General features: G+C 70.8%; 19 protein-coding genes. 9 read left to right on the forward strand and 10 right to left on the reverse strand.

From position 1 onward, the window contains the following. Positions 1 to 44: 44 nt before the first annotated feature. Genes glnT through ACSMXV_RS35015 form a run of 5 tightly spaced genes read left to right on the forward strand, consistent with a single transcriptional unit; the run spans position 45 to position 5562 of the window. Positions 45 to 1406 carry a type III glutamate--ammonia ligase gene (glnT, locus tag ACSMXV_RS34995; protein ID WP_473175119.1) on the forward strand — a complete coding sequence of 454 codons (1362 nt, stop codon included), beginning with the start codon at positions 45 to 47 and terminating at the stop codon, positions 1404 to 1406. A 52-nt stretch (positions 1407 to 1458) separates the two neighbouring features. Further along, positions 1459 to 2331 (forward strand): class II glutamine amidotransferase domain-containing protein, encoded by an 873-nt coding sequence (locus ACSMXV_RS35000; RefSeq protein ID WP_473175120.1) that lies wholly within the window; start codon positions 1459 to 1461, stop codon positions 2329 to 2331. Next, on the forward strand, positions 2319 to 3032 hold the full coding sequence (locus tag ACSMXV_RS35005) for a glutamate synthase (protein ID WP_473175121.1): 714 nt from the start codon (positions 2319 to 2321) through the stop codon (positions 3030 to 3032). Before ACSMXV_RS35000 ends, ACSMXV_RS35005 begins: the two co-directional genes overlap by 13 nt. Before the next feature lie 14 nt (positions 3033 to 3046). Next, positions 3047 to 4360 (forward strand): FMN-binding glutamate synthase family protein, encoded by a 1314-nt coding sequence (locus ACSMXV_RS35010; RefSeq protein ID WP_473175122.1) that lies wholly within the window; start codon positions 3047 to 3049, stop codon positions 4358 to 4360. Next, complete coding sequence (locus ACSMXV_RS35015) at positions 4357 to 5562, forward strand: NAD(P)/FAD-dependent oxidoreductase (RefSeq protein WP_473175123.1); 1206 nt, start codon at positions 4357 to 4359, stop codon at positions 5560 to 5562. Before ACSMXV_RS35010 ends, ACSMXV_RS35015 begins: the two co-directional genes overlap by 4 nt. Positions 5563 to 5589: 27 nt before the next feature. Here the strand turns inward: ACSMXV_RS35015 and ACSMXV_RS35020 are convergent, their stop codons facing one another. Then, positions 5590 to 6765, reverse strand: a complete 1176-nt coding sequence (locus ACSMXV_RS35020) for a CaiB/BaiF CoA transferase family protein (protein WP_473175124.1) — start codon at positions 6763 to 6765, stop codon at positions 5590 to 5592. A 222-nt stretch (positions 6766 to 6987) separates the two neighbouring features. Here ACSMXV_RS35020 and ACSMXV_RS35025 point away from each other — a divergent pair, with 222 nt between their 5' ends. Beyond that, on the forward strand, positions 6988 to 8871 hold the full coding sequence (locus ACSMXV_RS35025) for a cellulase family glycosylhydrolase (RefSeq protein ID WP_473175125.1): 1884 nt from the start codon (positions 6988 to 6990) through the stop codon (positions 8869 to 8871). 72 nt (positions 8872 to 8943) lie between these two features. Here the strand turns inward: ACSMXV_RS35025 and ACSMXV_RS35030 are convergent, their stop codons facing one another. Next, positions 8944 to 9648 (reverse strand): nucleotidyltransferase domain-containing protein, encoded by a 705-nt coding sequence (locus tag ACSMXV_RS35030; protein ID WP_473175126.1) that lies wholly within the window; start codon positions 9646 to 9648, stop codon positions 8944 to 8946. 96 nt (positions 9649 to 9744) lie between these two features. Between ACSMXV_RS35030 and nhaA the strand changes: the two genes are divergently transcribed. Then, positions 9745 to 11634 (forward strand): Na+/H+ antiporter NhaA, encoded by a 1890-nt coding sequence (gene nhaA / locus ACSMXV_RS35035; protein ID WP_473175127.1) that lies wholly within the window; start codon positions 9745 to 9747, stop codon positions 11632 to 11634. A gap of 32 nt (positions 11635 to 11666) precedes the next feature. Here nhaA and ACSMXV_RS35040 read toward each other — a convergent pair whose 3' ends face one another. Both ACSMXV_RS35040 and ACSMXV_RS35045 read right to left on the reverse strand, forming a co-directional pair. Continuing rightward, positions 11667 to 12389, reverse strand: coding sequence for a DUF6250 domain-containing protein (locus tag ACSMXV_RS35040; protein WP_473175128.1), 723 nt, complete (start codon positions 12387 to 12389; stop codon positions 11667 to 11669). Between the two features lie 131 nt (positions 12390 to 12520). Beyond that, on the reverse strand, positions 12521 to 15889 hold the full coding sequence (locus ACSMXV_RS35045; RefSeq protein ID WP_473175129.1) for a CHAT domain-containing protein: 3369 nt from the start codon (positions 15887 to 15889) through the stop codon (positions 12521 to 12523). A gap of 71 nt (positions 15890 to 15960) precedes the next feature. On the opposite strand from ACSMXV_RS35045, the gene ACSMXV_RS35050 reads away from it, so the two are divergent. Together ACSMXV_RS35050 and ACSMXV_RS35055 are read left to right on the forward strand one after the other, a co-directional pair. Next, complete coding sequence (locus ACSMXV_RS35050; RefSeq protein WP_473175130.1) at positions 15961 to 16122, forward strand: hypothetical protein; 162 nt, start codon at positions 15961 to 15963, stop codon at positions 16120 to 16122. Next, the gene (locus tag ACSMXV_RS35055) at positions 16119 to 16883 is read left to right on the forward strand and encodes a hypothetical protein (RefSeq protein ID WP_473175131.1); all 765 of its coding nucleotides are present in this window, start codon (positions 16119 to 16121) and stop codon (positions 16881 to 16883) included. The genes ACSMXV_RS35050 and ACSMXV_RS35055 overlap by 4 nt, the downstream gene beginning before the upstream one ends. Positions 16884 to 16938: 55 nt before the next feature. On the opposite strand, the gene ACSMXV_RS35060 is transcribed toward ACSMXV_RS35055, so the two are convergent. The 6 genes from ACSMXV_RS35060 to ACSMXV_RS35085 all read right to left on the reverse strand — a co-directional run bounded on the left by ACSMXV_RS35060 (position 16939) and on the right by ACSMXV_RS35085 (position 24964). Next, positions 16939 to 19845, reverse strand: a complete 2907-nt coding sequence (locus ACSMXV_RS35060) for an NHLP bacteriocin export ABC transporter permease/ATPase subunit (protein WP_473175132.1) — start codon at positions 19843 to 19845, stop codon at positions 16939 to 16941. Between the two features lies 1 nt (position 19846). Continuing rightward, positions 19847 to 21964 carry an NHLP family bacteriocin export ABC transporter peptidase/permease/ATPase subunit gene (locus ACSMXV_RS35065; protein WP_473179164.1) on the reverse strand — a complete coding sequence of 706 codons (2118 nt, stop codon included), beginning with the start codon at positions 21962 to 21964 and terminating at the stop codon, positions 19847 to 19849. Between the two features lie 152 nt (positions 21965 to 22116). Then, positions 22117 to 22923, reverse strand: a complete 807-nt coding sequence (locus ACSMXV_RS35070; RefSeq protein ID WP_473175133.1) for a hypothetical protein — start codon at positions 22921 to 22923, stop codon at positions 22117 to 22119. 201 nt (positions 22924 to 23124) lie between these two features. Next, on the reverse strand, positions 23125 to 23352 hold the full coding sequence (locus tag ACSMXV_RS35075) for a type A2 lantipeptide (RefSeq protein ID WP_473175134.1): 228 nt from the start codon (positions 23350 to 23352) through the stop codon (positions 23125 to 23127). 632 nt (positions 23353 to 23984) lie between these two features. After that, positions 23985 to 24527, reverse strand: coding sequence for a DoxX family protein (locus ACSMXV_RS35080; protein ID WP_473175135.1), 543 nt, complete (start codon positions 24525 to 24527; stop codon positions 23985 to 23987). Positions 24528 to 24778: 251 nt separating this feature from the next. Further along, positions 24779 to 24964 (reverse strand): hypothetical protein, encoded by a 186-nt coding sequence (locus ACSMXV_RS35085; RefSeq protein WP_473175136.1) that lies wholly within the window; start codon positions 24962 to 24964, stop codon positions 24779 to 24781. Positions 24965 to 25253 lie beyond the last annotated feature (289 nt).

Below are 25253 nucleotides of genomic sequence, written 5' to 3' on the forward strand. Positions count from 1 at the left end.
ACATCTCCTCCTGACCACCGCCCGACCCGGAATCTGGAGCCCCCATGACCGTTGATGTCTCCACGCCACCAGCCGAAGCCGCCCAGGACGAGGCCCTTCTGGACCTCGCCACGCGCGCCCGTGCCGACGGTGTGAGGTTCCTGCTGGCCCTCTTCGTCGATCTGACGGGCAAGCCGTGCGCCAAGCTCGTCCCGGTCGAGGCCGCTGACGAACTCCAGCACGAGGGCGTCGGATTCGCGGGCTACGCCGTGGGGGCGATGGGGCAGCAGCCCAGCGACCCCGACCTCATCGCGCTCCCGGACCTCGCCTCGTACGCCCCGCTGCCCTGGGTGCGGGAGGGGCTGGCGCTCGTGCACTGCGACCCGCACGTCGAGGGCAAGCCGTGGCCGTACGCGCCGCGCGTGATCCTCAAGACGCTGCTGGAGCGCGCCCGGGCGCAGCAGCTGGAGCTGTTCGCGGGCGCGGAGGTCGAGTACTTCCTCGTCTCGCGCGACGCCGACGGCCGGATCGCACCCGCGGACGCCAAGGACACCAGCGCCCAGCCGTGTTACGACGCACGCGGGCTGACCCGGATGTACGAGCACCTCACCGCCGTCTCGACGGCGATGAACGCCCTCGGCTGGGCCAACTACGCCAACGACCACGAGGACGGAAACGGGCAGTTCGAGCAGAACTTCGCCTACGCGGACGCGCTGACCACCGCCGATCGCGTCATCACCGCCCGCTATCTCATCTCCGTGCTCGCCGAACAGCGCGGCATGACGGCCACGTTCATGCCGAAGCCGTTCAGCGACCGCACCGGAAGCGGCATGCATCTGCATCTGTCGCTGTGGCGGGACGGTGCCGCGCTGTTCCCCGACAGCGCCGACGAGCGTGCGCTCGGGCTGTCGGAGGTCGCGTACTCGTTCCTGGCCGGGATCCTCGAACATGCGCCGGGGCTGCAGGCCGTGTTGGCCCCGACCGTCAACTCGTACAAGCGCACAGGCGCGGTCTCGACTCGCTCGGGCGCCACCTGGTCGCCCCGGCACGCAAGCTACGGGGGTAACGACCGTACGCACTTCATACGTGTCCCGGACGGCAACCGCATCGAGATGCGTGGCGGCGACGGCTCCGCGAACCCGTACCTTGCGCTGGCCGCCGCGCTGGCCGCGGGCCTCGACGGGATCGAGCGCGGCCTGGACCCGGGTTCGCCCGGAGCGGACGACGGGACGAAGCGCCCCGAACTGCCGCTGACCCTGCTGCACGCGGTGGACGCACTGGCCACCGACCCCGTGGTGGGCGGGGCTCTGGACGCCGCCGGGCCGGGGGTCTGCGACTACTTCGCCGGGCTGAAGCGCGAGGAGTTCTTCGCCTGGCACAACACGGTCGGCTCGTGGGAGGTCGACCGCTACCTCACCGCTTTCTGAACCTCGAACGCTGCACGACCAATGAGCTGCACGAACGAAAGGGGATGTGCCGATGTGCGGGATCGTCGGTCTTCATCTGCGTGACTCCGGACTGCATCCGCAGCTGGGCACCCTGCTGGAAGCCATGCTTGGCCAGATCGTCGAACGCGGCCCGGACTCGGCCGGTGTCGCCGTCTACGGCGACCGGCGCCGCTGCCCGGAGGGCCATGCCGCGGTGTCGGTCATCGGAGCACTGCCGGACGCATTCCCCGGCCTGCCCGAGGTCTTGGTGACCAAAGCGGGCGACACCACGATCGTCGCCGCGCCGGTCGCACCCGACGTACTGGCGGCGGCCGTCCGTAAGGCCGCGCCGGACGCCTTGATCGTCGGCACCGGCACCGATCTGACCGTCTACAAGGGCACCGGGAACCCGCGGGACCTCGCCGCGACCTACGGTCTGGCAGAAGCCCACGGCTGGCAGGGCCTCGCCCACACCCGCATGGCGACCGAGTCGGCCGTCACCCCGGAAGGCTGCCACCCCTTCTCCGTGGGCGACGACCAGTGCCTCGTGCACAACGGATCGTTCGCCAACCACGCCACCATCCGCCGGGAACTGGCCGCTGAGGGCGTGGAGTTCGACAGTGAGAACGACTCGGAGGTCGGCGCCCGCTTCGTCGCCGCGCGGCTCGCGCAGGGCGAGGACCTGGAGAAGGCGCTGCGCGCGTTGTGCGAGCGCTTCGACGGCTTCTACACGTTGCTCGTCACGAACGGCGAGGGGTTCGCCGTCGTCCGCGACGCCATCGCCTGCAAGCCCGCGATCATCGCCGAGACGGACGCCTGGGTGGCGATGGCCTCGGAGTTCCGCGCCCTGGCCGTGCTGCCGGGCATCGACACCGCCCGTATCTACGAGCCCGAGCCGGAGAGGGTCTACGCATGGAGCCGCTGACGACAGATCCGGTGACCACACAACCGCTGACCACGCGTATCGACCTGGACACCAGCCCCGTGCGCGACCTCAACGCGAAGCTGCACACCGGCTCCGTCGAGGCCTGCGAGGTGCTCAACCCACAAGGCAAGCACGCCCTCGCGGTCGGCCTGCGCCACCCGGTGACCGTCGACGTGCGCGGCCACGCCGGCTACTACTGCGCGGGCATGAACGACGGCGGCACGGTGACCGTCCACGGCAGCGCCGGGGTCGGCGTCGCCGAGAACATGATGTCCGGGACCGTCCGCGTGAAGGGCGACGCCTCGCAGTCGGCCGGTGCCACCGGGCGCGGCGGGCTGCTGGTGATCGAGGGCAGCGCCTCCATGCGCTGCGGCATCTCGATGAAGGGCATCGACATCGTCGTGGGCGGCGACATCGGGCCGATGAGCGCGTTCATGGCGCAGGCGGGCCGGCTGGTGGTGTGCGGTGACGCGGGCGAGGCGCTCGGCGACTCGGTCTACGAGGCCCGCCTGTACGTACGCGGCTCGGTGGCGTCGCTCGGCGCGGACTGCGTCGAGAAGCCGATGCGCGACGAACACCGCGCCGAACTCGCCGAGTTGCTGGCCGCTGCCGGGCTCGACCACGACCCGGCCGATTTCCGCCGCTACGGCTCCGCCCGCACCCTGTACCACTTCGCGGCCGCCAACTCCGCCGCGTACTGAGGAGGACTTCTGCCATGACCACCGAACATCTGCGGGAGTCCGCCACCTTCGACCGGGCCACCATCGCCGCGATCCAGCGCGCCGCCGAGACCGGCGTGTACGACATCCGCGGCTGGGGCGCCAAGCGGCCGCTCCCGCACTTCGACGACCTGCTGTTCCTCGGCGCGAGCATGTCGCGCTACCCGCTGGAGGGCTACCGCGAGAAGTGCGGCACCGACGTCGTGCTGGGCGACCGCCACGCCGCATTCCCGCTCCACCTCGACATCCCCGTCACCGTCGCCGGCATGAGCTTCGGAGCGCTCTCAGCACAGGCCAAGGAGGCGCTGGGGCGCGGTGCCAGCGAGGTCGGTACGTCCACGACCACGGGCGACGGCGGCATGACGCCGGAGGAGCGCGGCCAGTCCAAACACCTCGTCTACCAGTACCTTCCGTCGCGCTACGGCATGAACCTCGAGGACCTCCTCAAGGCAGACGCCATCGAGATCGTGCTCGGCCAGGGCGCCAAGCCGGGCGGCGGCGGCATGCTGCTCGGCCAGAAGATCAGCGACCGGGTGGCCGGGATGCGGACGCTCCCGCCCGGCATCGACCAGCGCAGCGCCTGCCGCCACCCGGACTGGACCGGCCCCGACGACCTCGCCATCAAGATCCTCGAACTGCGCGAGATCACCGACTGGGAGAAGCCGGTCTACGTCAAGGTCGGCGCCACACGGACGTATTACGACGTGAAGCTCGCCGTCGCGGCCGGCGCGGACGTGGTCGTGGTGGACGGCATGCAGGGCGGCACCGCCGCCACGCAGGACGTGTTCATCGAACACGTCGGCATCCCGACCCTGGCCGCGATCCCGCAGGCCGTCCTGGCCCTTCAGGAACTGGGCCTGCACCGCAAGGTCCAACTGATCGTCTCCGGAGGCATCCGCACCGGCGCCGACGTGGCGAAGGCGATGGCGCTCGGTGCCGACGCGGTCGCGATCGGCACCGCCGCGCTCATCGCGCTGGGCGACAACCATCCGCGGTACGCGGGGGAGTACGAGCAGCTCGGCTCCGCCGCCGGGTTCTACGACGACTTCCAGGACGGCCGCGACCCGGCCGGGATCACCACGCAGGACCCCGAACTGGCCGCGCGGCTCGACCCGGTGGAGGGCGGCCGCCGTATAGCCAACTACCTGCGCGTCCTCACGATGGAGGCGCAGACCCTGGCCCGCGCCTGCGGCAAGGCGCACCTGCGCCACCTCGAGCCGGAGGACCTGGTGGCGCTGACGATCGAGGCGGCGGCGATGGCGCGGGTGCCGCTGGCCGGTACGTCCTGGATCCCCGGGGGTGGGCTGTGACGGGCACCGCTGATGTGGTCATCGTCGGCGGCGGCATAGAAGGAGCCGCCACGGCCTGGGCGCTGGCCCGGCGCGGCGTCACGGACGTCGTCGTCTGCGAGCGCGACACCGTCGGCTCAGGCGGGACCGGCAAGTCCAGCGGAGTGGTGCGCTGCCACTACGGCGTGCCCTCGCTGGCGGCGATGGCCTGGAAGGGCCTGCACCTCTTCGAGAACGCCGAGGACGTCCTGGGCGAGGACATCGGCTTCCACCAGACCGGCTATGTGGTCGGGGTCGGCGAGCAGAACGTCGACGCGCTGGAGGCCAACCTCAAGGCGCAGCGCGCCCTCGGCATCGAGACGGGGACGATCTCCCGCGAAGAGGTGGCCGAGCTGTGGCCCGTCGCCGAACTGGGGGACTTCGCGGCGTTCGGCTGGGAGCCCCGGGGCGGGTACGGGGACGCGTACCGGACGGCCCAGGCCTTCGCCGCGGCGGCCCGCCGGGACGGCGTACGGATCCGGCAGGGGACCGCGGTCGCTGACGTGCTCGCCGGGGACGGCGGGGTACGCGGGGTCCGGCTGGCGGACGGGGAGGAGATCGCCACCCGCTCGGTGGTGGTCGCGGCCGGGCCGTGGTCGGTGGGGCTGCTCGCGCCACTGGGTGTCGACCTGCCCATCACTGTGCACCGCGAGCAGATCGTGCTCATATCCCCAGGCCAAGGGGTGGATCCCTTCTTCGACGCCGCCAAGGTCCCGGTCTTCTCCGACCTGGTGTCGCTGCAGTACATACGGGCCGAGACGGCAGGCGAACTCCTCTTCGGCAACAGCGATCTGAGCCGGCCCGAACCCGCCGACCCCGACCGCTACGCCAACCACGCCGACCCGGACTTCCTCGAGGCCGCGGTCACCAAGATCGCGCATCGACTGCCCGGCCTGCCGGACGCCGCGGTGTCCAGCACCTACGCGGGCTGCTACGACGTGACCCCCGACTTCAACCCGGTCATCGGCTCCACTGGCATCGAGGGGCTCATCGTCGCCGCCGGTTTCAGCGGCCACGGCTTCAAGATCTCTCCAGCCGTGGGAGAACTGCTCGCTGACCTCGTCATCGACGGCCGCTCGAACGACCCGGCCGTCCCGGCGGACGACTTCCGGCTCAGCCGCTTCGCCGAACAGCAGCCACTCGTCAGCCCACACCCGTACATCGGAGCGGGCGAGATGCGCTGAGCGAGCCACCGTGCGGCCGCGGCGAGCTCACACCACACCATCCCGGCGCAGGGCCTCCGCGTCCTGCTCCGGGATGCCGAGCTCGGCGAGGATCTTCGCCGTGTGCTCGCCCACGTCCGGGACGGGGTCCATCCGCGGCGAGGGATCGACGAGCCCCGGAGGGGCGAGTGCCGGAAGCGGTCCGGCCGGTGAGCCCACGTTGTGCCACCGGCCGCGGGCGGCGAGCTGGGGGTGGTTCCATACATCGGCCAGGGTGTTGACGCGGGCATGCGCGACGGGAACGGCCTCGAGGAGCGCGCTCGCCTCGTCGCCGGTCAGTACCGCGAACCGCTCGGCGATGATCCGGCCGAGCGCCTCACGGTGGGTGTTGCGGTTCGCGTTGCCCGCGTAGTCCGGGTGCTCGGCGAGGTCGGGCCGACCGAGGAACCGGTCGCAGAAGCCCCGCCACTCCCGCTCGTTCTGGATGCTCATCATGACGACCTTGCCGTCGCCCGCCTCGAACGGGCCGTAGGGGTAGATCGTCGCGTGGGCCGCCCCGGCCCGCGGCGGCGGCTCGGCGCCGTCGTACGCGTAGTACAGAGGGAAGCCCATCCACTCGACGGTCGCCTCGAGCATCGACACATCGACATGGGCGCCCTTGCCGGTGGTGGACCGTTCGAGCAGCGCGGCGAGGATCGAGCTGTAGGCGTACATCCCGGCGGCGATGTCGGAGACCGCGATGCCGACCTTGGCCATGTCGTCACCGGACCCGGTGACGGACAGCAGCCCCGCCTCGCTCTGCACCAACGCGTCGTACGCCTTCATCGACTCGTAGGGGCCGCCCTGCCCGTACCCGGAGATGTCGCACACGATCAGCCGGGGGTGAGCCGCCTGCAGCTCGGCGGCGCTCAGGCCCATGCGGGCGGTCGCGCCCGGTGCCAGGTTCTGGAGGAAGACGTCGGCGGTCGAGAGCAGCCGGCGCAGGACGGCCAGGCCGCGGGGGTCCTTGATGTCGAGGGTGAGCGACTCCTTGTTGCGGTTGACCCAGACGAAGTGCGAGCTCAGGCCCTTGACGCGGGTGTCGTAATGGCGCGCGAAGTCGCCCGCCCCCGGCCGCTCGACCTTGATCACGCGGGCCCCGAGGTCGGCGAGCTGCCGGCTGGCGTACGGCCCCGCGATGGCCTGCTCGAGGGACACGACGGTCAGTCCGCGGAGGGGTTGCACGGGTTCTCCTTGCGTCGGGCGGTCGGCGGTTCCGGTGGCCGGCGGTTCCGTGTCTATCAGCCGACGGTGGCTGCGTATACGAGGGCCCTGGCCCGTAGGGCGGTGGATGTGGGCCGGCTGTGGGCATGCGAGGGCGGGCGGCGACGGAAACCGGCTGTTTCGTACGGCTGTCTCGTACCGCGGTGTTGACGAGCTCGCGGGCGCGCATGGACTGTAATGAACATGGCGAAGATGGGCTTGCGTCGTCTCATCGGTGTCCTCGCGCTGATCGGCGGGTTCCTGACCGCGGCAGGTGTCCCGCCCTCCGCAGGGGAGGCCGTCGCCGCCGACGCCCTCCCCGGCTCCCTCTGGTTCGACGGGCCGGCCGCCGCCACGCTCACGGCGGACGACGGCCGTTTCGCCGACGGCCTCGGCCGCGAGGTCGTGCTGCGTGGCTACAACGTCTCGGGCGAGACCAAGCTGGCGGAGAACGGCGGCCTGCCGTTCGCGTCCGTCGCCGACGCCCGGAAGTCCGCGGTCGCGCTGCGGGCGCTCGGCGGCGGCAACACCGTGCGCTTCCTGCTGTCCTGGGCGTACGCCGAACCCGTCCGCGGCCAGGTCGACACCGCGTATCTCGCCGCCGCCACCGACCAGATGCAGGCCTTCCTCGACGCCGGGATCCGCGTCTTCCCCGACTTCCACCAAGATCTCCACTCGCGCTATCTCTTCGACAAGGACAGCTGGTACACGGGGGACGGTGCACCGAAGTGGGTCGTGGAGGCGGGCGACTACCCGGACGAGTTCTGCGGGATCTGCCTCTTCTGGGGTCAGAACATCACCCAGAACGATGCGGTGAAGCAGGCGTCGTACGACTTCTGGCACAACGCGGGCGGCGTCCAGGACGCGTTCCTCGGCACCGCACAGACCACGATGACCTACCTCGCCCAGCACCTCACCGCCGACCAGTTCGCCCGCGTCGCGGGATTCGACCCGTACAACGAGCCGCACGCCGGCACATACGACTCCGGGCAGACCAGCCGCACGTGGGAGCGCGACGTGCTGTGGCCGTTCTACGTGAAGTTCCGCGACCGCATGGACAAGGCCGGGTGGCAGGACAAGCCGGCCTTCGTCGAGCCGAACCTCTTCTGGAACGCCAACCTCGCCTTCCAGAAGCAGGAGGGCGGTCTCCTCGACGCGGGAACGCTCGGTCCGCGCTACGTCTTCAACACCCACTTCTACGACCAGAGAGCGATCTCAGGCGTCTTCATGCCCGGCAAGGCGGGCGACGGCCAGTACGCCACCGACTTCGCCGCCGTCCGCGACCGTGCCGATGCCACCGGTACGGCGGCGGTCGTCAGCGAGTTCGGCCACCCGCTGTCCGGAGCCGTCTCCGACAAGGCGCCGACCGTCCTCAAGGCCATGTACCAGGCGCTCGACTCCCGTCTGCCCGGCGCCGACTGGTGGTCTCGGCCCACCGACTCGGGAGCGGTTCTGTCCGGCACGCAGTGGCAGTGGGACATCTACAACGGGCGGCACCACGAGCTGAAGAACGGCAACCCCGACAAGGTGCTCACCGACGGCGACGCCTGGAACGACGAAGACCTGTCCGCGGTCCACCTCGACGACTCGGGCACGGCGGTGCTGCGCCAGGACGCCCGTCTGCTGGACCGCCTCTACCCGAGCGCCACCGCGGGCCGCACCGTGGCCTTCGCCTACGAGGACCGCTCCCGCGACGGCTCCACCACCCTGACCTGGAACCCGGTACCGGATTCCCTTCCCCACGTCGCCGAGCTGGTGGGCTCGGGCCAGTACGGCCTGCTGCTCTGGCGCTCGGACGGCGACCGCGCACCCACGGAGCTGCACCTCCCGGCGTCCTTCCCCACCTCCGCCACCACCGTCGTCTCCGACCTGGGCACGGTGACCGGCCCGCCCGCCTACGCAGAGAGCGCTCCCATCGCCGTCGCCCCCGAACCGGGCGGCACCGGAAGCCGCCGTCTCCTGCTCACCGCCCCGGACTCGGGCACCCTGCACTACGCGCTGATCACCAACGGCACGACGGCCCCGCCCGCCGCCCTGCTGGCCGCGGCCCGGGCCGAACTGGCCTCCTGGGCCGCGGCTCACGCCTGACGCGCCCGGCCACCCGGGGTCGCCCAGCCACCGGGGTCGCCCAGCCACCCCGGGTCGCCGCCATCTTGGGTGTCAGGCGATCTCGAACCCGTCCCACAAGCGCCCGCCCGCGCTCTCCAGCACCTCGTCGACCAGGGCGACCAGCGCGTCTGGGCGGGCCTCGAGAGCGTCGCGCACCGCCGGATCAAGGCGCTCGGCGAGGCCGGGCTCGGCGGCCTGCAGGCGTCGGGCCAGCCACTTCCCGCCGCCGAGCCAGCGCCCGCGGACGAGCAGCGCCAGTTCGGCGGCGCGCTGCGCCAGCGCCGTGACGATGAAGAGGCGCTCGGCCGGATCGGCGCAACCGGCGAGATCATCGAGGAGATCAGTCAGGACGTACCGGCGGTGCTCCAGCTCCTCCGGGACGGCCGGCGGTGGGCCGGCCGCGAGCCGCTCCCTGGCCTCCGCGGCGAGCCGGGCCCCCGAGCCGTCGTGGTCGAGGAGCAATTCACCGTGGGCGCACATGAAGAGCAGCGGCGAGCTTCGACCGGCCGTCTCGCGCTCCACGAAGTCGTGCCAGGTCTCGTCGGTGTGCACGAACATCTCCACCGGCCAGCCGGCTTCGACGAAGCTGCTGCGGTAGGGGGCGGGCGCGCCGTCCAGCATCACCACGAGGTCGAGGTCCGAGTACGCGGTGCGGTGCTCGGTGAGCACGCTTCCGCAGACGAAGGCGGCCAGGGCCTCCGGGTGGCGCTGTCGCGCGATCCGTCGTGCGGCTTCCACGGGTCCGAGTCTGGTCATGCCTCGTCATCTTCGCGGAGCGCACCGGCCGAGGCACGCGCATTTGTTCTCGTGCCCGGGAAGCGCCCTGCCGGGGACGCGAGGGACAATGCCCGGATGACGGACTCCGCGGCTCCCGCGTCCTCCAACGGGCGAATCTCCAGCAGAGGTAGCGAGAGAACCCCGCTGCGCGACTTCCTGAGGACGGAGACCGGCAGCGCCGTGGTGCTGCTGGCCGCCACCCTCGTCGCCCTGGTGTGGGCCAACATCGCGCACACCTCGTACGAGAGTTTCTGGCACACCCGGCTGTCGATCACGGTCGGGGACCAGGGCGTTGCGCTGCCGCTGCGGGAGTGGGTGAACGCCGGGCTGATGACGTTGTTCTTCTTCGTCGTCGGTCTTGAGGCGCGCCGCGAGTTCGACATGGGGGAGCTGCGTGACCGGCGGGCGCTGTCGCTGCCGGCGATCGCGGGACTGTGCGGCATGATCGTGCCGATCGTGGTCTACCTCGCCATCAACGCCGGCCGCTCCTCGGTGCACGGCTGGGGCGCCGCGATGTCCACGGACACCGCGTTCGCCCTCGGCATGCTCGCCCTGCTCGGTTCGCGGTTCCCGGACCGCCTGCGCACCTTCATCCTCACGGTGGCGGTCGTCGACGACTTCCTCGCGCTCGTGGTGATCGCGGTTTTCTACAGTGAGGACATCGACCTGCCCGCGCTGCTCGCCGCCCTGGGCATCTTCGGCGTGATCCTCCTGGTGCGCGCGGCTGGGGTGCGCCACGGCTGGGCGTACGCGCTGCTCGGCGCTGCCGCCTGGGTGGCGGCGGTGAAGTCCGGCGTGGACCCGGTAGTGGTGGGCCTGGCACTCGGACTGCTCACGTACGCGTACCCTGCGTCGCGCAGCGAGCTGGAACGGGCCACCGGCCTGTTCCGGGCCTTCCGCGAACAGCCGACGCCCGAACTTGAGCGGTCGGTACGCCAGGGGCTCAGATCGGCGATGTCGCCCAACGACCGGCTGTTGCAGATGCACCACCCCTGGAGCAGCTATGTGATCGTGCCGCTGTTCGCGCTGGCGAACATGGGCATCGCCATCAGCGGCGACCTGCTGGCCCGCGCCTATACCTCCCCGGTGACGCTGGGCATCCTGTGCGGCTTCGTGCTGGGCAAACCGATCGGCATCGTCGGCGCCGCGTGGCTGGCCAACCGCCTCAGCCGCGGCCGTATGAGGCCGCAGGTCGGCTGGGGGTCCGTGGTGGGCGGCGGCACGATCGCCGGTGTCGGCTTCACGGTGTCCCTGCTGATCGTCACCCTCGCCTTCGAAGGCGACCAGCTCGAGGAGGCGAAGATCGGCATTCTCAGCGCGGTCGTCGGCGCCTTCGCCGCCACCTGGGTGGTCGCCCTGGTCATCAGGGCCCTCCCTCCACGCCGCCGGGCGCGGGCCCTGCTCGGTACTGCCGAGACGATGATCGACCTCGCCGTCCCGGTCGACCCGGATCGCGACCATGTGCGAGGGCCCGCCGAGGCGCCGGTGACCATCGTCGAGTACGGCGACTTCGAGTGCCCCTACTGCGGGCAGGCCGAACCGGTCGTCCGCGAGCTCCTCGCCGGCCACGCGTCCGTGCGGTACGTCTGGCGGCACCTGCCGCTGACCGACGTCCACCCGCATGCCCAGCTGGCCGCCGAGGCAGCTGAGTGCGCGGCCCAGCAAGGCGCCTTCTGGGAGATGCACGACCTGCTCTTCGACCATCAGGGCGCTCTGGAAGTCCGCGACCTCGTGCGTTACGCGGAGCAGCTCGGCCTGGACACGGAGCTCTTCCGGCAGGCCCTGCGCGAGCGTGCCGGGGCCGCCAGGGTGGCGGAGGACGTCGAGTCCGCGGACCTGAGCGGCGTCTCCGGCACACCCACCTTCTTCATCAACGACCGCCGCCACCTGGGTGCCTACGACATCGATGCCCTCTCCGCCGCCGTACGCGCGGCGAAGACGCGCGCGGTGCTCAGGGCGGGGTGACGGGCTGCGCCGCCCGCTCGAGCCGCAGCATCTCAAGCAGCAGCAGCAGCCGTCGGCGGACGCCGCACCGCGAACCCGGTGACGCGGAAGTGGCTCCATACCGTGCGGAAGGCGAAGTGGCCGCTCGTGTACGGCTCCGGGTCCGTGTAGTCGAAGACCAGCCGGCCGTTGTTCCACCACTGCACCGTCGAGCCGTCCGAGACGATCCGCACGTGGTTCGGCTCGTTCGCGACGAGCAGCGGCTCCGTGTAGTCGTGGATCAGCGGGCGGACGCCCGGCTCACCGACGTAGCGCCGCAGGCGTGTCGTGGTGTTGTAGTTGGCGCCGTAGCCCGCGTAGTACGTCGTGAGGTAGTCGTACTCGGCGAGGGTGCCGCCCCGCTGCGTGGCGAAGAGGTCGTCGGGGGAGCGGACGTCGGTCGCGTTCCAGAAGTTGTTGAGGTCGGAGACACGGTCGTTGGCGCCGCCCGCCGAGACCGGTGTCGCGGTGTACTCGAGGACGTAGGGGCCGTGGAGCCTCTCCCGGAACCAGACGGTCGCACCGCCCGGCACGTCGATGTCGAGCACGCCGCGCTCGGCGGTGACGCTGCCGCCGCTCTCCAGCTCGACCGCCCACTTGCCGAGGCCGTGGCGGAAGTCGTCGTGAGCGATGCGGCGTCCGTGGCGCGGACGTGCCGCGGCGGTCGTCGTCGGCAGGAGGCCGGACAGAGCAACTCCGGTGGCCAGAGCGGCGAAAGCTCTCCGTGACGGCGTCATGAGGTGAGGGCTCCCTGCTGGTGCGTAGGTCGTCTGGAACGATTCAACGGCCCACACCTTCCCTTGTGCGCGACACAAGCGCAAGGTTCCGCACACGTTCCAACAGGTGCACCTCGTGGGTGAGTTCGGGGTCAGGCGCCGTAGAAGGCGAAGGCCCCCCATGCCGCGGCGCTGGGGAACACCCGCTGAAGGTAGCCGTCGCCAGCCGAGGCCAGGTGCCGTTGCCCCCACCAGTCGGAGGCCTGGCCTTCCGGTGTCGTCCCCTCGACGCCGCCGGAGTGGGCGGACCAGCGGTCGTACTCTCCGTGGTTGCCCGCCCTGCGGTGGGCGAAGGCCAGTGCGGCGAAGCTCAGACGGTCGGTGTCGGCGGACCGTCCGGGCGACTCCAGCCGGGAGCACGCCCAGTCGATCAGGTCGGCGGCGGTCCACGAGGCCATCCGGCGCTGGGCACCGGCCAGCGAGCCCGCGACGGTGTCCGCGTCCCAGGCCGGTTCGGAGGCCAGCGCCTCGTAGAACAGCGACATCAGGATCGCCGCGTCACGGTCCACCACCGGCCACATGCTCACGACCAGCCCGCGCGCCCCGGCGGACAGGAGCGCGCGCCCGAGCCCGACCAGCTCGTCCCGCTGCCGCACCTGGTGGCGGCCGCTGCTGCAGGCGCTCAGGGTGACCAGCGCGCCCGTCCAGTCCATGGCGGCCAGGCGTTCGGTCCGCACGACCTCGGTCGTGGCGGATCCGGCGGTTCCGGCGGGTCCGGCGAGGAACAACCCGCTGCGTTCGGGCCGCTGCTCGTCGAACATGCCGTGACAGGCGAGATGGACCAGGGAGAGCCGGTCCGCCGAATTGACCGCCGTCTCCAGCCAGTCGGCGGTGGCCGCCTCGTCGAACTGCGCGGTGCCGCCGAGCCGGTCGACGACCTCGGCGCATTCGCCGCGGTAGTACGTGAGCTTCCTGGAGCCGGTCCCCGGAAAGCCCCCGGCCAGAACCGTTCCGTCCCGGTGCCACGCGCCACCGCCGGTCCTGAGCAGGGACGCGGACGGGAGGTATCGCGTGGGCCGGCTCCGCCGGTCCGGCCCGGGCTGCGTCTCCTGGGCGTTCGACGGCAGATGCAGCGGCACCGTGTGCAGCAGACCGTGGGGAACGACCAGAACCGGGGTGCCTGGGCCGCCCGCGTCCTCCACCACGTCCCGCACCGCCCTGTGCAGCGGACTGCGCACGATCGTGTCGAGGGCCGCCGACTGGTCCTCCACCGAGCTCGCCCCGAGCAGAGCGCGTACCTCGTCGGCGTACTGCTGTCGGCCCAGCGCCTCGTGGCCGCCCAGCGACACCAGCACGGGCTCGGTCCGTCCCGCCTCCAGCACGAACGCGTACAGCGCCTCGTGGCCGACCCAGAACTCGACCAGTGCGGAGGCACCGGAGCGGCCGAGCAGGCGCACCGCCTCCGCCGCGGTGATCGGCTCGGCCATCCGGTGGACGCGCACTTCCGGGTACTCGGCAGACAGCCGCTCCCAGAGCCCTGTGAGCTCCTGACGCACCTCCTCCAGGCGCTGTTCCCATCCGACCAGGCGCCGTACCCGAGCCTCGGTGTCCTCGCCCGCGGGACGCGCCGACAGTTCCGCGCGCAGCGCGCGCTGCCTCTGCCACAGCTCCTGCTCCCGGGCAAGCAAGCCGTGGTCGCTGCTGTCGACGGCGGCCGCCGATTCGGTGTGCCGTACGGCGTCCAGCAGCGACCGGCCCTTCGCCCGTTCCACCAGGTCGAACGCCTGGACGACGTGGCCGAGCGCAAGGGCGGTCTCGACCGCCTCCGCGTACGGCGGGGACAGGAACGTGCGGAAGTCGGCCAGCGGACCGAGGTCGAGGGCCCTCCGGCGCAGTTCTTCGTACGCGTCGCACGCCGCCACCAGGTGGTCGAGCAGAGCGGGGCTGCGCTCCCCGGTCTCGAACCGGTACCAGCCGATCGCCGTGTGCGTCGTCATCAGCGTCTGGTCGTCCGGCCGGCGGTCACCGAGCGCGGCGAGCCGCTCCATGGTCTCGGCCGCGGCCTCGGTCCGTCCGGTCTCCTTGAGGATCCGCAGCCGGACGGCCAGCCGGACCGCGAGCCGGTGCGAGAAGCGCTCCTCTGCCCGTTCGGCGGCGGCCAGGGCGCGCTCGCTGTAGGTGTCGGCGAGCTCCCAGGCTCCGTAATCAGCGCATATCTGGGCGAGCTTGCCGTCGATCACTCCGCCGTCGATCAGGATCCCGCCGTCAGGAAGGGCCTCGTCCGGCAGATCCGGGGCGACCTGTGCGAGCCGTCGCCGCGCCGCGAATCCGCTCAGCGCACGCGCCCGCAGGAGCAGACCGAGCTCCTCCTCCTCACCGAGCCCGAACCGGCTTCTGACCATGGCCAGATGCCTCAGCGCGAAGCACTCCCGCATGGCATCGCCGAGGGCGTGGGCCAGATGCCGGGAGCGGGAGAGTACCGACAGTGCGTGGTCGGGCGCTCCCGCGTAGAGGTGGACCAGGCCCAGCAGATTCCACACCTGGGGCATGCAGTGCGCCGCCCGCAACTGCTCCCAGTGGCTCTCTGCACGGAGCAGCAGCGCCTCCGCGGCGGCCAGGTCGCCCTCCTCGAACCGCTGTTCCGCCGTGTCGACGAGCCGGCGCCCCATGGTCGCGTTGAGGCCGATCTCCAGGGCGAGGTCGGCTTCCGAGGAGATCTGCTCACGCAGGTGGGTCTCGGTGAGCGCCTCGATCTGCGCGATCCGTTCGTCGTGCAGACGCCCGTAGTGCTCGCCGTCGACGTGGTCATGGATCCGCTTGAGCAGGTCGTGGGCGTGGGTGAAGGCCCTCCCGCTCTCGGCCTCGCGGCCTGCTTGCCGGCTGATGTCCGCCAGATGTCTCCACGCCTTGACGGCGTCCAGTTCGGCGCCCGCGTCGGTGAGTGTCCGCGCCGCCTGGGCCGCCAGTTCCGCGGCTTCGTCGAGCCGGCCCTGGCGGGCGAGTTCGTGCGCGAGATTGTCGGTGATGACGCCACGCAGGGAAGCGCTGATCCCCTGTACGGCCAGGGCGCGGCGCAGCGGTTCCTCGGCGCCTTCGAGACCGTGGGCGGTGACGATGTTGGCGTGGTTCTGCAGTACTGCCGCGTAGCCCGCGGAGTCTCCGGCGGCGTGGGCCGCCTCGGCCGCGTCCCCGAACAGGCGAACGGCTCGCTTCAGTCTGCCCTCCGCCGCAGCCGTCAGGGCAAGTCCCTCCAGCGCGGCACTTTTCAGGGCCTCGTTGTCCGCGATCTCCCGGCATTTCTCGTAGTGGGCGGTCGCGTCGGCCAGGCGGCCCTCCGAGCGTGCCGTCTGGCCGAGCAGCCGATGGAGCATGAAGTGCAGTTGGACGTCGGCGACATGCGCGGACGCTGCTTCCACTGCGAGGAGCACACGCTGGGCTTCCGACAATCGGCCCTGGGCCAGAAGCCCATGGGCGTACATCAATCCCTCTAAGAGGCCCGCGAGTTCCGCGTCGTCGGACATCGTCCCTCCCCCTGTTCCCGGACCCCGGAATGCTACCCATACACCGGGTCACGCCAGACATACTGGAGCGCATGGACACCTCCGACAACGCCGAGCCCGCGATCGGTGCCACGCGCATCGGCAGCGACGGCGCACTGCAGCACTGGGACGGCCGTCAGTGGCTTCCGTACAAGCGGCAGGTCGAGGCCGAGGAACACACGTTCCGTCACGAAGAGGACCCGGAAGACTGTTGACCTCCTTCCTCCCCTCACCTCCTCAGGAGCCCGCCGACCCCGTCGCCACCGGGCCCGCAGACGCGGTCGCCGATCTCCGCACCACCGCCCGCTGGACGATCGCCGCCGTCGCGGGGGTGGGCGCGCTCCTGGTCGGGGGCGGCCCGTTGACCGCCGTCGGCAGGATCGACGACTGGGGCGACACCTTCGCCGCGTTCGGCGGGCTGGCGTTGACGGTGCTGGGTGTCGGCTGGGCCATCTGGCAGACGGGTGAGGCGCTGACCCCGTGTCTGGCCACGCTCGACGACCTCGACGCGCCGGAGATGGGCTCCCTGCGGGCGGCGATCGCGCGCAACCCGGCCGCGTACTACGGCCCCTACCGTTCCCTACGCGAACTGCGCACGCAGCGCCGCCTGCACGAGGCGGTCGTCGCGGACCTCGCGGTGAAGCTCGCGCGCGAACAGGACCCGGTGCGGACCAAGCTCTTCGAACAGGGCCTCGCGGACGCCCGCGCCAACGCCGAGGAGGCTCGTCGGCTGCAGCACCGGCTCCTCACGCTGATCCACGCCTGGTCCGTGCGCCACGCCGTACGCCGAGCCCGGCTGCACACCCTCGCGGCGTTCGGGCTCGTCGCCTTGGGGGCGGTCCTCTTTCTCACCGCGACCGGCGACAAGGCCGCCGATCCGCCTGCCAAACAGGCGGGTTCGGCATCCGCTGCCCCGCATGGCGCTGGTCTCGCACAGACGGCAGACCGACCAACGGAGAACCGACCGGGCCGCTGAGCGGGCACGGACGCGGGCCGATTGCGCTGCCGCTGTCCGGTAGAGAACCGCGCCGCTACCCCATCATCTGCCGTCGCACCAGCTCATGGAGCCGCCCGCCAGTGTCGGCGAGCAGCTCCGCGGGCGGCCCCTGCTGCACGATCCGGCCCTCCGCCATCACGATCACGCGGTCGGCGTCCATGACCGTGGACAGCCGGTGGGCGATCACGATGCGGGTGGCCTGCAGACGGCGGGTGCTCTCGATCACCGTGCGCTGGGTCTCGTTGTCCAGCGCGCTCGTGGCCTCGTCGAAGAACAGGATCCGCGGACGGCGTATGAGGGCTTGGGCGATCATCAGGCGCTGGCGCTGCCCGCCCGAGACGGAACTGCCGCCGGCGACGATGGTGTGCATGCCCATGGGCATGCGCTTGATGTCCTCGGCCAGGCCCGCCAGTTCGGCCGCCTCCCACGCCTCCTCCAACGTGAACGGCTCGGCGCCGCAGATGCAGTCCAGGATCGAGCCGGTAAGGGGCTGCGCGTGCTGCAGGACGACGCCGCACTGGCGGCGGACCGCGGCCTGATCCAGGGCGGCCAGGTCCTGACCGTCGTACAGCACACTGCCCGAGACCGGCTTGTCGAAGCCGATGAGCAGCCTCAGCAGCGTCGACTTGCCGCAGCCGCTCGGGCCGACGACCGCCACGAACTCGCCGGGCCGCACCTCGAAGGTCACGTCGTCGAGGACCAGCGGCCCGTCGTCGGTGTAGCGGAAGGACAGCTTGCGGGCCTCGATGCCTCCCGACAGGACGCCGGGCTGGGTACTGGCACCACGCACCTCCGGGGTCGCATCGAGGACCGGCTTGATCTCCTCGAACATCGGCAGCGCGGCGGCGGCCGAGACCAGCGCGCCCGTGAGCTGGGTGGCCGAGGTCAGCATCATGGTCATCGCGGTGTTGAACGTCAGGAACGCGCTGGCCGACAGGGAGCCGCGGGCCGGGCCCGCCAGCAGCATGAACATGATGAGGGAGCAGAGCGGCAGATAGACCGCACCGAGCACCGTCGTCAGGTTCTTGATACGGCCGACGCGCTGCTGCAGCTCCCGGCTGCGCGCGAACTCCTTGGCCCAGGACGCGTACGCGTAGTTCTCGGCCGCCGCGACCCGCAGCTTGGGCAGGCCGCGCAGGGTCTGGAACGCCTGGTTGTTGAGCTTGTTGCTGAGCACGACCAGCCGACGCTGCCAGCGCACCTGCCACAGCCCCATGCCGAGGAAGACGGCCGCGATCACCAGCAGCAGCCCCATGGCCGCGAGCGCCAGCGGCACGCTGTAGAGAAGCAGCAGGACGAGGTTCATCGCACCGACCGTGCCCGCCTGGACGACGACCGGGCCCACGCCCGCCAGCAGCCGGCGGATGGCGCTGATCCCCATCGCCGCACTGGCCAGCTCGCCGGTGGAGCGGCCGGTGAAGAACTTCGTCGGCAGCCGCAGCAACCGGTCCCAGACGGCCGGCTGCAGCGTGGCCTCGATCCGCCCCTCCATCCGCAGGATGGTCAGGTTCTGCATCAGCATGAACGCGGCCGAGACGATGCTGGCGACCATGATCGCCAGGCACACCTGGACGATCAGGCTCTTCTCGGCGTCCGGTACGAAGGAACCGAGCACCTGGCCGGTCGCGATCGGCACCAGCGCGCCGAGCAGGACCGTCACCAATCCGCTGAGTAGCAGGTTGCGCATGTCGCCGTTCGTGCCGCGCAGACTGAACCGCATCAGCCGCAGCGGGCTCATCGAGCGCTCCGGCAGCGGACGGTAGAACATGATCGCGCGCGGCTCGAACTCCTCCGCGTTGTCCTCGTCGACGCGGATGCTGCTGCCGGTCGCGGGGTTCCGCGCCACGTACCCGCCGCGCCGCCACAACAGCGCGACTGGCGCGCCGGACGCGGCCCGATAACCCACCAGCGGGCCGGTGTTCTCCCGCCACCAGCGCCCGTCGAGCCGGACCGGGCGGGTACGGATCCGCGAGGCCACGGCGATGCGCTCGACCGGGTCGAGCCGCTCGTTCTGCGCGCCGCTCTTCGACGGCTCCGTCAACGTGATACCGGCCGCCCCGGCCACCACGCCGCAGACGGCGTACGTGGCGTCGTCACCCCCGGCAGTGGTGCGGGAGGACTTCGAGGAGCGGCGGCGCATGGAGTCGAGCAGCGCCTGATCGGCCTCGGCACGGACGGCCTCACCAGCCTTGATACCGGCCGCCGTCCGGTCCTCGTGAGAGCGCTCCAGCTGCTCGATCCAGCGGTCGAGCGAGGACAGCAGCCGGTACTGCTGGTCGACCATCCCCTGCCACACGGCCGGATCGATGAGCAGGTCGGCCGCCGCATCGGCGCTCACCGATGCGCCGTACTGCACGCTGCCCGGCGGCACCTGCATCCACAGGATGTCGTCGTCGGCCGCCATCCCGGCGTCCGCGGTCCGGCCGTCCAGCGGCGCCTGGAAGAGGATGCCCATGCTGCGCCCCACACCGAGCGCGAACGCGTACTCCAGCGGGCTCGGGGCGGCCTGGGCCTGCGCCTGGTAGTCGTACGACTGGACGCCCGTGTCGTACATGCCGGCGCCGTAAGGGTCGGTGGCGTACGGGTCGTGCGACCACGTGTCGGTGAACTCCGGCCGGTACAGCTGCCGCAGCGGGATCCGCCGCAGCACGCACTCCCGCAGCGGCCGGCCGACGAGGGTGTGCTGCGGTCCTTCCACGGGGCCGAGCAGCAGCGATCCCGCTTCGAGGCGGCCGAGGAAGTGCCAGTGACCCTCCTGCACCGCGTCGACCGCGAACAGGTCCATGGCGCCCGCCGCGACGAGCCACAGCACGTGCGGCCCCTCCAGCGGAAGACGGGTCAGACCGCTGCAGTCGAGCGGCGTCCCGAGGCCCCCGAGGGCGCCGAGCACGAGGTCGCCCTCTGCGGCACCGGTGGCGGCGTGCTGATGGACGGAGGTCATCTCAACGCTCCTTGACCAGTTCGGCGTACGGGCCTCCGGAGGCGACCAGCACGTCATGGCGCCCGCGCTCGACGACCGTGCCGTGGTGCAGCACCACGATCTCGTCGCTGTCGCGGACTGTGCTCAGCCGGTGGGCGATCACGACGCAGGCGCAGCCGCGCCGCCGCAGATTGTCGATGATGACCTGCTCGGTCTCCGCGTCGAGCGCACTGGTCACCTCGTCGAGTACCAGGATGCTGGGCTTGCGGACCAACGCGCGGGCGATCTCGAGGCGTTGGCGCTGGCCACCGGAGAAGTTGCGCCCGTCCTGTTCGACCCGGCTGTGGATGCCGCCGGGGCGGCGCACCACCACGTCGTACAGCGCCGCGTCCTGCAGCGCGGCGATCACCGCGTCGTCCGGGATCGACGGGTCCCACAGCGCCACGTTGTCCCGCACCGTGCCTTCGAAGAGGAAGACGTCCTGGTCGACGAAGGACACGGACGCGGCCAGTGCACCCCGCGGAATGTCCTCCAGCCGCTGCCCGTCGATGCGGATCACGCCCTCCCACGGCGCGTACAGCCCGGATATCAGCCGGGACACCGTGGACTTGCCGCTGCCGGATCCGCCGACCAGCGCCACCTGCTGACCCGGGCCCACCGACAGCGAGAACCCGGTGAGCAGCGGCTTGTCGAGCGGGCTGTAGCCGAACGTGATGTTCTCCAGCGTCACATGGCCCTTGAGCCTGCGCGTGCTCGACGCCCCGTCGGGGCGGGCGTAGAGGGAGTCCGCCGGGAAGTTCTCGACGTCCTTCAGGCGCGCCACGTCGGCGGCGAAGTCCTGGATGCGGCCGGTGACACCGTTGAGCCGGGTGATCGGCGCGGTGAAGCGGGTCACCAGCGCCTGGAAGGCGACCAGCAGACCGATCGAGATATGACCGTCCACCGCACGCAGACCACCGATCCACAGGATCAGCGCGCTGTTCAGCGTGGCCAGCGTCGGCGCGACGACACCGAGCCACGCGGCCGGCACGCCGAGCCGCTGCTGCTCCTCCAGCGTCGTCGCATGCTGCCCGGCCCAGCGGCGGAAGTAACCGTTCTCCCCACCGGTGGCCTTCAGCGTCTCGATCATCTGCAGACCGGTGTACGCGGTGGTGGTCAGCCGGGCGTTGTCGGCGCGCAGCTTCTGCGTACGGGTGGCCCGCAGGCGCACCACCACCCGCATCGCCACGACGTTGAGCAGCGCGACCAGCACACCGATGACGGTCAGCTGAGGGTCGTACGACCAGAGCAGGACCGCGTAAAGGATCACGACGACCGCGTCGACACCGGCCGCGGCGAGGTCGCGGGCCAGCGTCTCCGCCACCGCGTCGTTGGACTGCAGCCGCTGCACGAGGTCGGCGGGGCTGCGCTGGGCGAAGAACGTGACCGGCAGCCGCAGCAGATGCCGCAGGAACCTGGCGCTGCTGAGCGTCGACGAGATGATGCGGCCGTGCAGCAGGTTCGACTGCTGCAGCCAGGTCAGCACGGCCGTGAGCAGCACCGTGGCGCCCATCGACGCGAACAGGACCCCGAGCAGCGAGGTCTGGCCGCCGATCAGGAACATGTCGATGTACGTACGGCTGAGGGCGGGCACGGCCGCGCCGACGGCGACCAGCATCAGGCTGGCGAGCACAGCGGCCGGCATCGTGCCCGACGTGCCGCGCAGGCGCGCGGGCATGGCGCCGAGGACGCCCGGCTTGCGTCCGCCGCGCCGGAAGCCCTCACCGGGCTCGAAGACCAGCACGACACCGGTGAAGCTGGTGTCGAAGTCCTCCATCGGAATGAAACGGCGGCCCTTGCCCGGGTCGTTGATGTACACACCGCGCCGTCCGAGACGGCGCCCTATGCCGTCGTAGACGACGTAGTGGTTGAACTCCCAGAACAGGATGGCCGGTCCGGGCACGCCTTCGAGGGCCGCCAGATCCATCTGCATGCCCTTGGCCTGCAGACCGTAACTGCGTGCCGCCTTGAGGAGGTTGCTGGCCCGCGAGCCGTCACGGGAGACACCGCAGGCGATCCGGAGCTCCTCCAGCGGCACATGCTTGCCGTAGTGGCCGAGGACCATGGCCAGCGAGGCGGCGCCGCACTCCACGGCCTCCATCTGCAGCACGGTGGGGCTGCGGACGGTCTTCGGCTTCTTGACCTTCGGCTTCGACCTCGACTTGGACCTTGGGTTGGAGCGCGGGTTCGACCGGGGGTTCGACTTCGACTCGGGCCGGTGCCGGCGGCGGACCGGCGGCGGTGGTAGCTCTGTCACGGAAGCAGCCAATCGATCGGGCGCTGCTCGGCCAGCCGGATGGCGCCGTTGGCCTGAGTCATGGAGTCGAGTGCGTACGGCGGGCCGTCGGCGGTGGACCACCTGTAGCCGGACTTCGTGGCGGAGGACCGGTCGAGACGCACCAGCACCGCCACCGGCCGGCCCTGCTGCGAGAACTGCGCGCCGAGCTGGCTGTCGCCGAGGAACGCGGTGATCTGCTGCTGCGTCTCCGCAGTCCGGCCGACGGCCTTCACACGACCGCGCAACACGCCGTACTCATCCTTGGGCACCGATTGGACGGTGAGGTCGACGGACGCACCCACCGGTACGGTCGACGCGCTGTCGGCCGACACGTACACCACCGCCATCAGGGGATCGGACGCGTCATCAGTCCGCTCGAGAGTTGCGACGTTCGCTCCGGTGGTGACGACCGCGCCGATCGTGGCCAGCAGGGTGGTCACACGGCCAGCGGCGATGGTGCGGACGATCTGGTCGCCCTGCTGCGTACGGACCTTCAGCAGGGGGGAGTTGGCGTCAAGCCGTTCGCCCTCCTTGGCGAGGACGGCGGTGACCTGGCCCGCGACGGGGCTCTGCAGGACGTAACTGCCCTGCGCGTGCGTCAGGATCGCGGAGGCCTTCAGCGTGGACGACACGCTGCCGGTCACGGCCCAGAAGGAGGCCGCCGCCATGACGACCACGGTGACGATCAGGACCAGACGGCCCTGCGGCCGGGCGAAGCGCACCGGCAGATCGAGCTCTTCGGGCGACTGCAGCTTGGAAAGGGCCTTCTGGCGGAACTGCACGGGACTCTTCCCTCAACTGCGAAACGTGATGGTAGGGGCAGGCCGGGGCCGGGTGGCGGCTGATAGCCGGTCAAGAAGGCCAGCCTAGTGGCCGGGAGCCGGGAGCCGGGAGCCGGGAGCCGGATGGTCGGCGGCTGGGGGCCTGCGGGCACCCGTGAGTCCCGGAACCGGCTGGTTCCGGGACTCACGGAGCAAGAAGCCTCAGAGGCCGGCGGTCAGGCCCGACACGGCGCCGGTGACCGGGGCGGTGCTGATGCCGGTGGTGGCCTCAACGGTGCTCACCAGGCCGGACACGGTGCCGGTGACCGGGTAGATGGAGTCAACGGTGCCCGTGACGTTGGAGACCAGCTCGCCGACGAGGCCGCCGGAAACGTTGTCCAGGTCGGCGTCGGAAATCTCGAGGGTCTCAACCTGGGGGGTGAAGTTCATGATGTGAGCTTCCCTTTCCTGTGGATATTTCTTCAAAGTGGCGGCCGGCGCTGCTGGCATGCGGACAGGCCGTCCCGCGGGTGTCTGACGCTTGAACGAGAACGTTCGTGCAACTCCCGCAGTGCGCAGGATCAAAGCACGTCAGCGCTCCACGCAGCCAATCCTCCGAGCATCGGTTCGACTCTGTTCGACGCCTCAACTGCCTTTGCGTGCAGGCCCGTCCACGGCTTGGTGGCCGCTTCTTCACAAGATCCTCCAGGGGTGTTCCCCTGCTTCGATTCAGCCGTGAGAGCCAAATAGGACACTCCCGCACCAATGGCAGGACAAGGTGTCAGTCCTGCCGCACCCGTGTGGCGTGCCGTGCCTGGGCTGGGTAATCGGTGTGCAGATTTGCTGAAGGCGCGATTCGAGCCCGGCCTTATGAACGCGCGGTAACCGGACATTGCAGAGCGCATTCGGATGACGTTTCTTCATGGAGGAACGGGACATTACTGCTGTCGCTGCGGTATTCGGGGATATATATCGCGGGCATCCGGTCATGAAAGCGCGCCACGCGGCACGTACAGCACGAAGGCCGGCCCGTGAGGGGCCGGCCTTCGGTCGTTCGGTACGCGCTGCTGTGCGCGCCTCGCTTACTTGCGGAGCAGCAGGATCACTCCGGCGACCACGGCGCCGAGTACGACGGCGGCGATCCCGTAGCCGAGCCGGTGCGCACGCAGGCCGGGGAGGAGCCGGTCGAACGCGTAGCGGCCCGGGCCGGTCAGGGCGAGGGACGCCGCCGCGACGGTCAGCACGAGTTCGTACTCCACGCCGTCGGGGGCGAAGAAGCCGCCACCCCACTTCACCGCGAGAGCGTTGATCATGGTGCCGAAGACGGCGGCGCCGGCCAGCGGGGTGAGCAGACCGAGTGCGAGGCCCAGACCGCCGAGGGTCTCGGTGAGGCCGGCCACGGCCGCCATGGTCTTGCCGGACGGGTAGCCGCTCATCGTGAAGAACTGGCCGGTGCCCTCGAGGCCCCCGCCGCCGAACCAGCCGAAGAGCTTCTGGGTGCCGTGGGCGGCCATGGTGAGGCCGACAGCCAGGCGGAGCAGGAGGAGGCCGACGTCGTAGGCGTGCAGGGAGGGCTGCCGGGTGGTGTCGGGCGAGGTGAAACGGGTGGTCGTAGAGGTGGTCACGAGCGTTCTCTCCTGTGTAGGGGTTCGGGCCAGCTTTGCCACAGGCCGCCCAGGAAGATGCTTGAGCTTTCAAGCTCGGGGGTCCCTATGCTACCCCTGATGCTTGAGGTTTCAACATTTGGAGCTGGTCCTGCGGGCGGGTCTGCGGGCGAGCTTTGCGGGCCAGGTCCACTGGACCCGGCCCGTTCCCGCCGAGGCGACGGGCACTTCCCGCCGGGTCGGTCCCCGCCGGCGGGGGCCGTGGGGACCCCTCAGCTGCCGTCCGCGGCCGGTGCCTCGTCGTCGTACGGATTGCTCGGCTCGTGGATCTTCCGGACGGCGCTCGCGTCGAGGGCCGGCTCCGCCGCCTCGGAGCCTGGCGCCCCGGTCGGGCGCCAGACGCCGGTCACGGTCACCCACGTGTGGGCGTCGAGTGCCGTCACCCCGTGGATCTCCACCTTGAACACCTGCGCGTCGGCCGCACAGCAGCCGACCACGAGGCGGCTGAGATACCAGGTGCCTCGTCACCGCCGTCACCCGGCGATACGAATCCCGTCAGCAGGACGGTCCGGTGCTTGAGGGCAGCCAGCCGACGCGAGGGCCGTGGGAGTGCGCGTGACCCCGCTCATGCACCGCGTCTTCGGTGTGACCCTCCGCGTGCCCCGTAGCTGACGGGTCTGCAAGGCGGCGCGGCAAGGGCTGACAACGACGTATGTCGAAAACCCCGCTGAATGCCGTGCATCAAAG

Source organism: Streptomyces sp. DSM 42067, from assembly GCF_055792885.1.

Coding starts and splice junctions, on each gene's coding strand:
- glnT (WP_473175119.1), top strand. CDS start 45: ATGACCGTTGATGTCTCCACGCCACCAGCCGAAGCCGCCCAGGACGAG.
- ACSMXV_RS35000 (WP_473175120.1), top strand. CDS start 1,459: ATGTGCGGGATCGTCGGTCTTCATCTGCGTGACTCCGGACTGCATCCG.
- ACSMXV_RS35005 (WP_473175121.1), top strand. CDS start 2,319: ATGGAGCCGCTGACGACAGATCCGGTGACCACACAACCGCTGACCACG.
- ACSMXV_RS35010 (WP_473175122.1), top strand. CDS start 3,047: ATGACCACCGAACATCTGCGGGAGTCCGCCACCTTCGACCGGGCCACC.
- ACSMXV_RS35025 (WP_473175125.1), top strand. CDS start 6,988: ATGGCGAAGATGGGCTTGCGTCGTCTCATCGGTGTCCTCGCGCTGATC.
- ACSMXV_RS35030 (WP_473175126.1), bottom strand. CDS start 9,648: ATGACCAGACTCGGACCCGTGGAAGCCGCACGACGGATCGCGCGACAG.
- nhaA (WP_473175127.1), top strand. CDS start 9,745: ATGACGGACTCCGCGGCTCCCGCGTCCTCCAACGGGCGAATCTCCAGC.
- ACSMXV_RS35040 (WP_473175128.1), bottom strand. CDS start 12,389: ATGACGCCGTCACGGAGAGCTTTCGCCGCTCTGGCCACCGGAGTTGCT.
- ACSMXV_RS35045 (WP_473175129.1), bottom strand. CDS start 15,889: ATGTCCGACGACGCGGAACTCGCGGGCCTCTTAGAGGGATTGATGTAC.
- ACSMXV_RS35050 (WP_473175130.1), top strand. CDS start 15,961: ATGGACACCTCCGACAACGCCGAGCCCGCGATCGGTGCCACGCGCATC.
- ACSMXV_RS35060 (WP_473175132.1), bottom strand. CDS start 19,845: ATGACCTCCGTCCATCAGCACGCCGCCACCGGTGCCGCAGAGGGCGAC.
- ACSMXV_RS35065 (WP_473179164.1), bottom strand. CDS start 21,964: ATGGAGGCCGTGGAGTGCGGCGCCGCCTCGCTGGCCATGGTCCTCGGC.
- ACSMXV_RS35075 (WP_473175134.1), bottom strand. CDS start 23,352: ATGAACTTCACCCCCCAGGTTGAGACCCTCGAGATTTCCGACGCCGAC.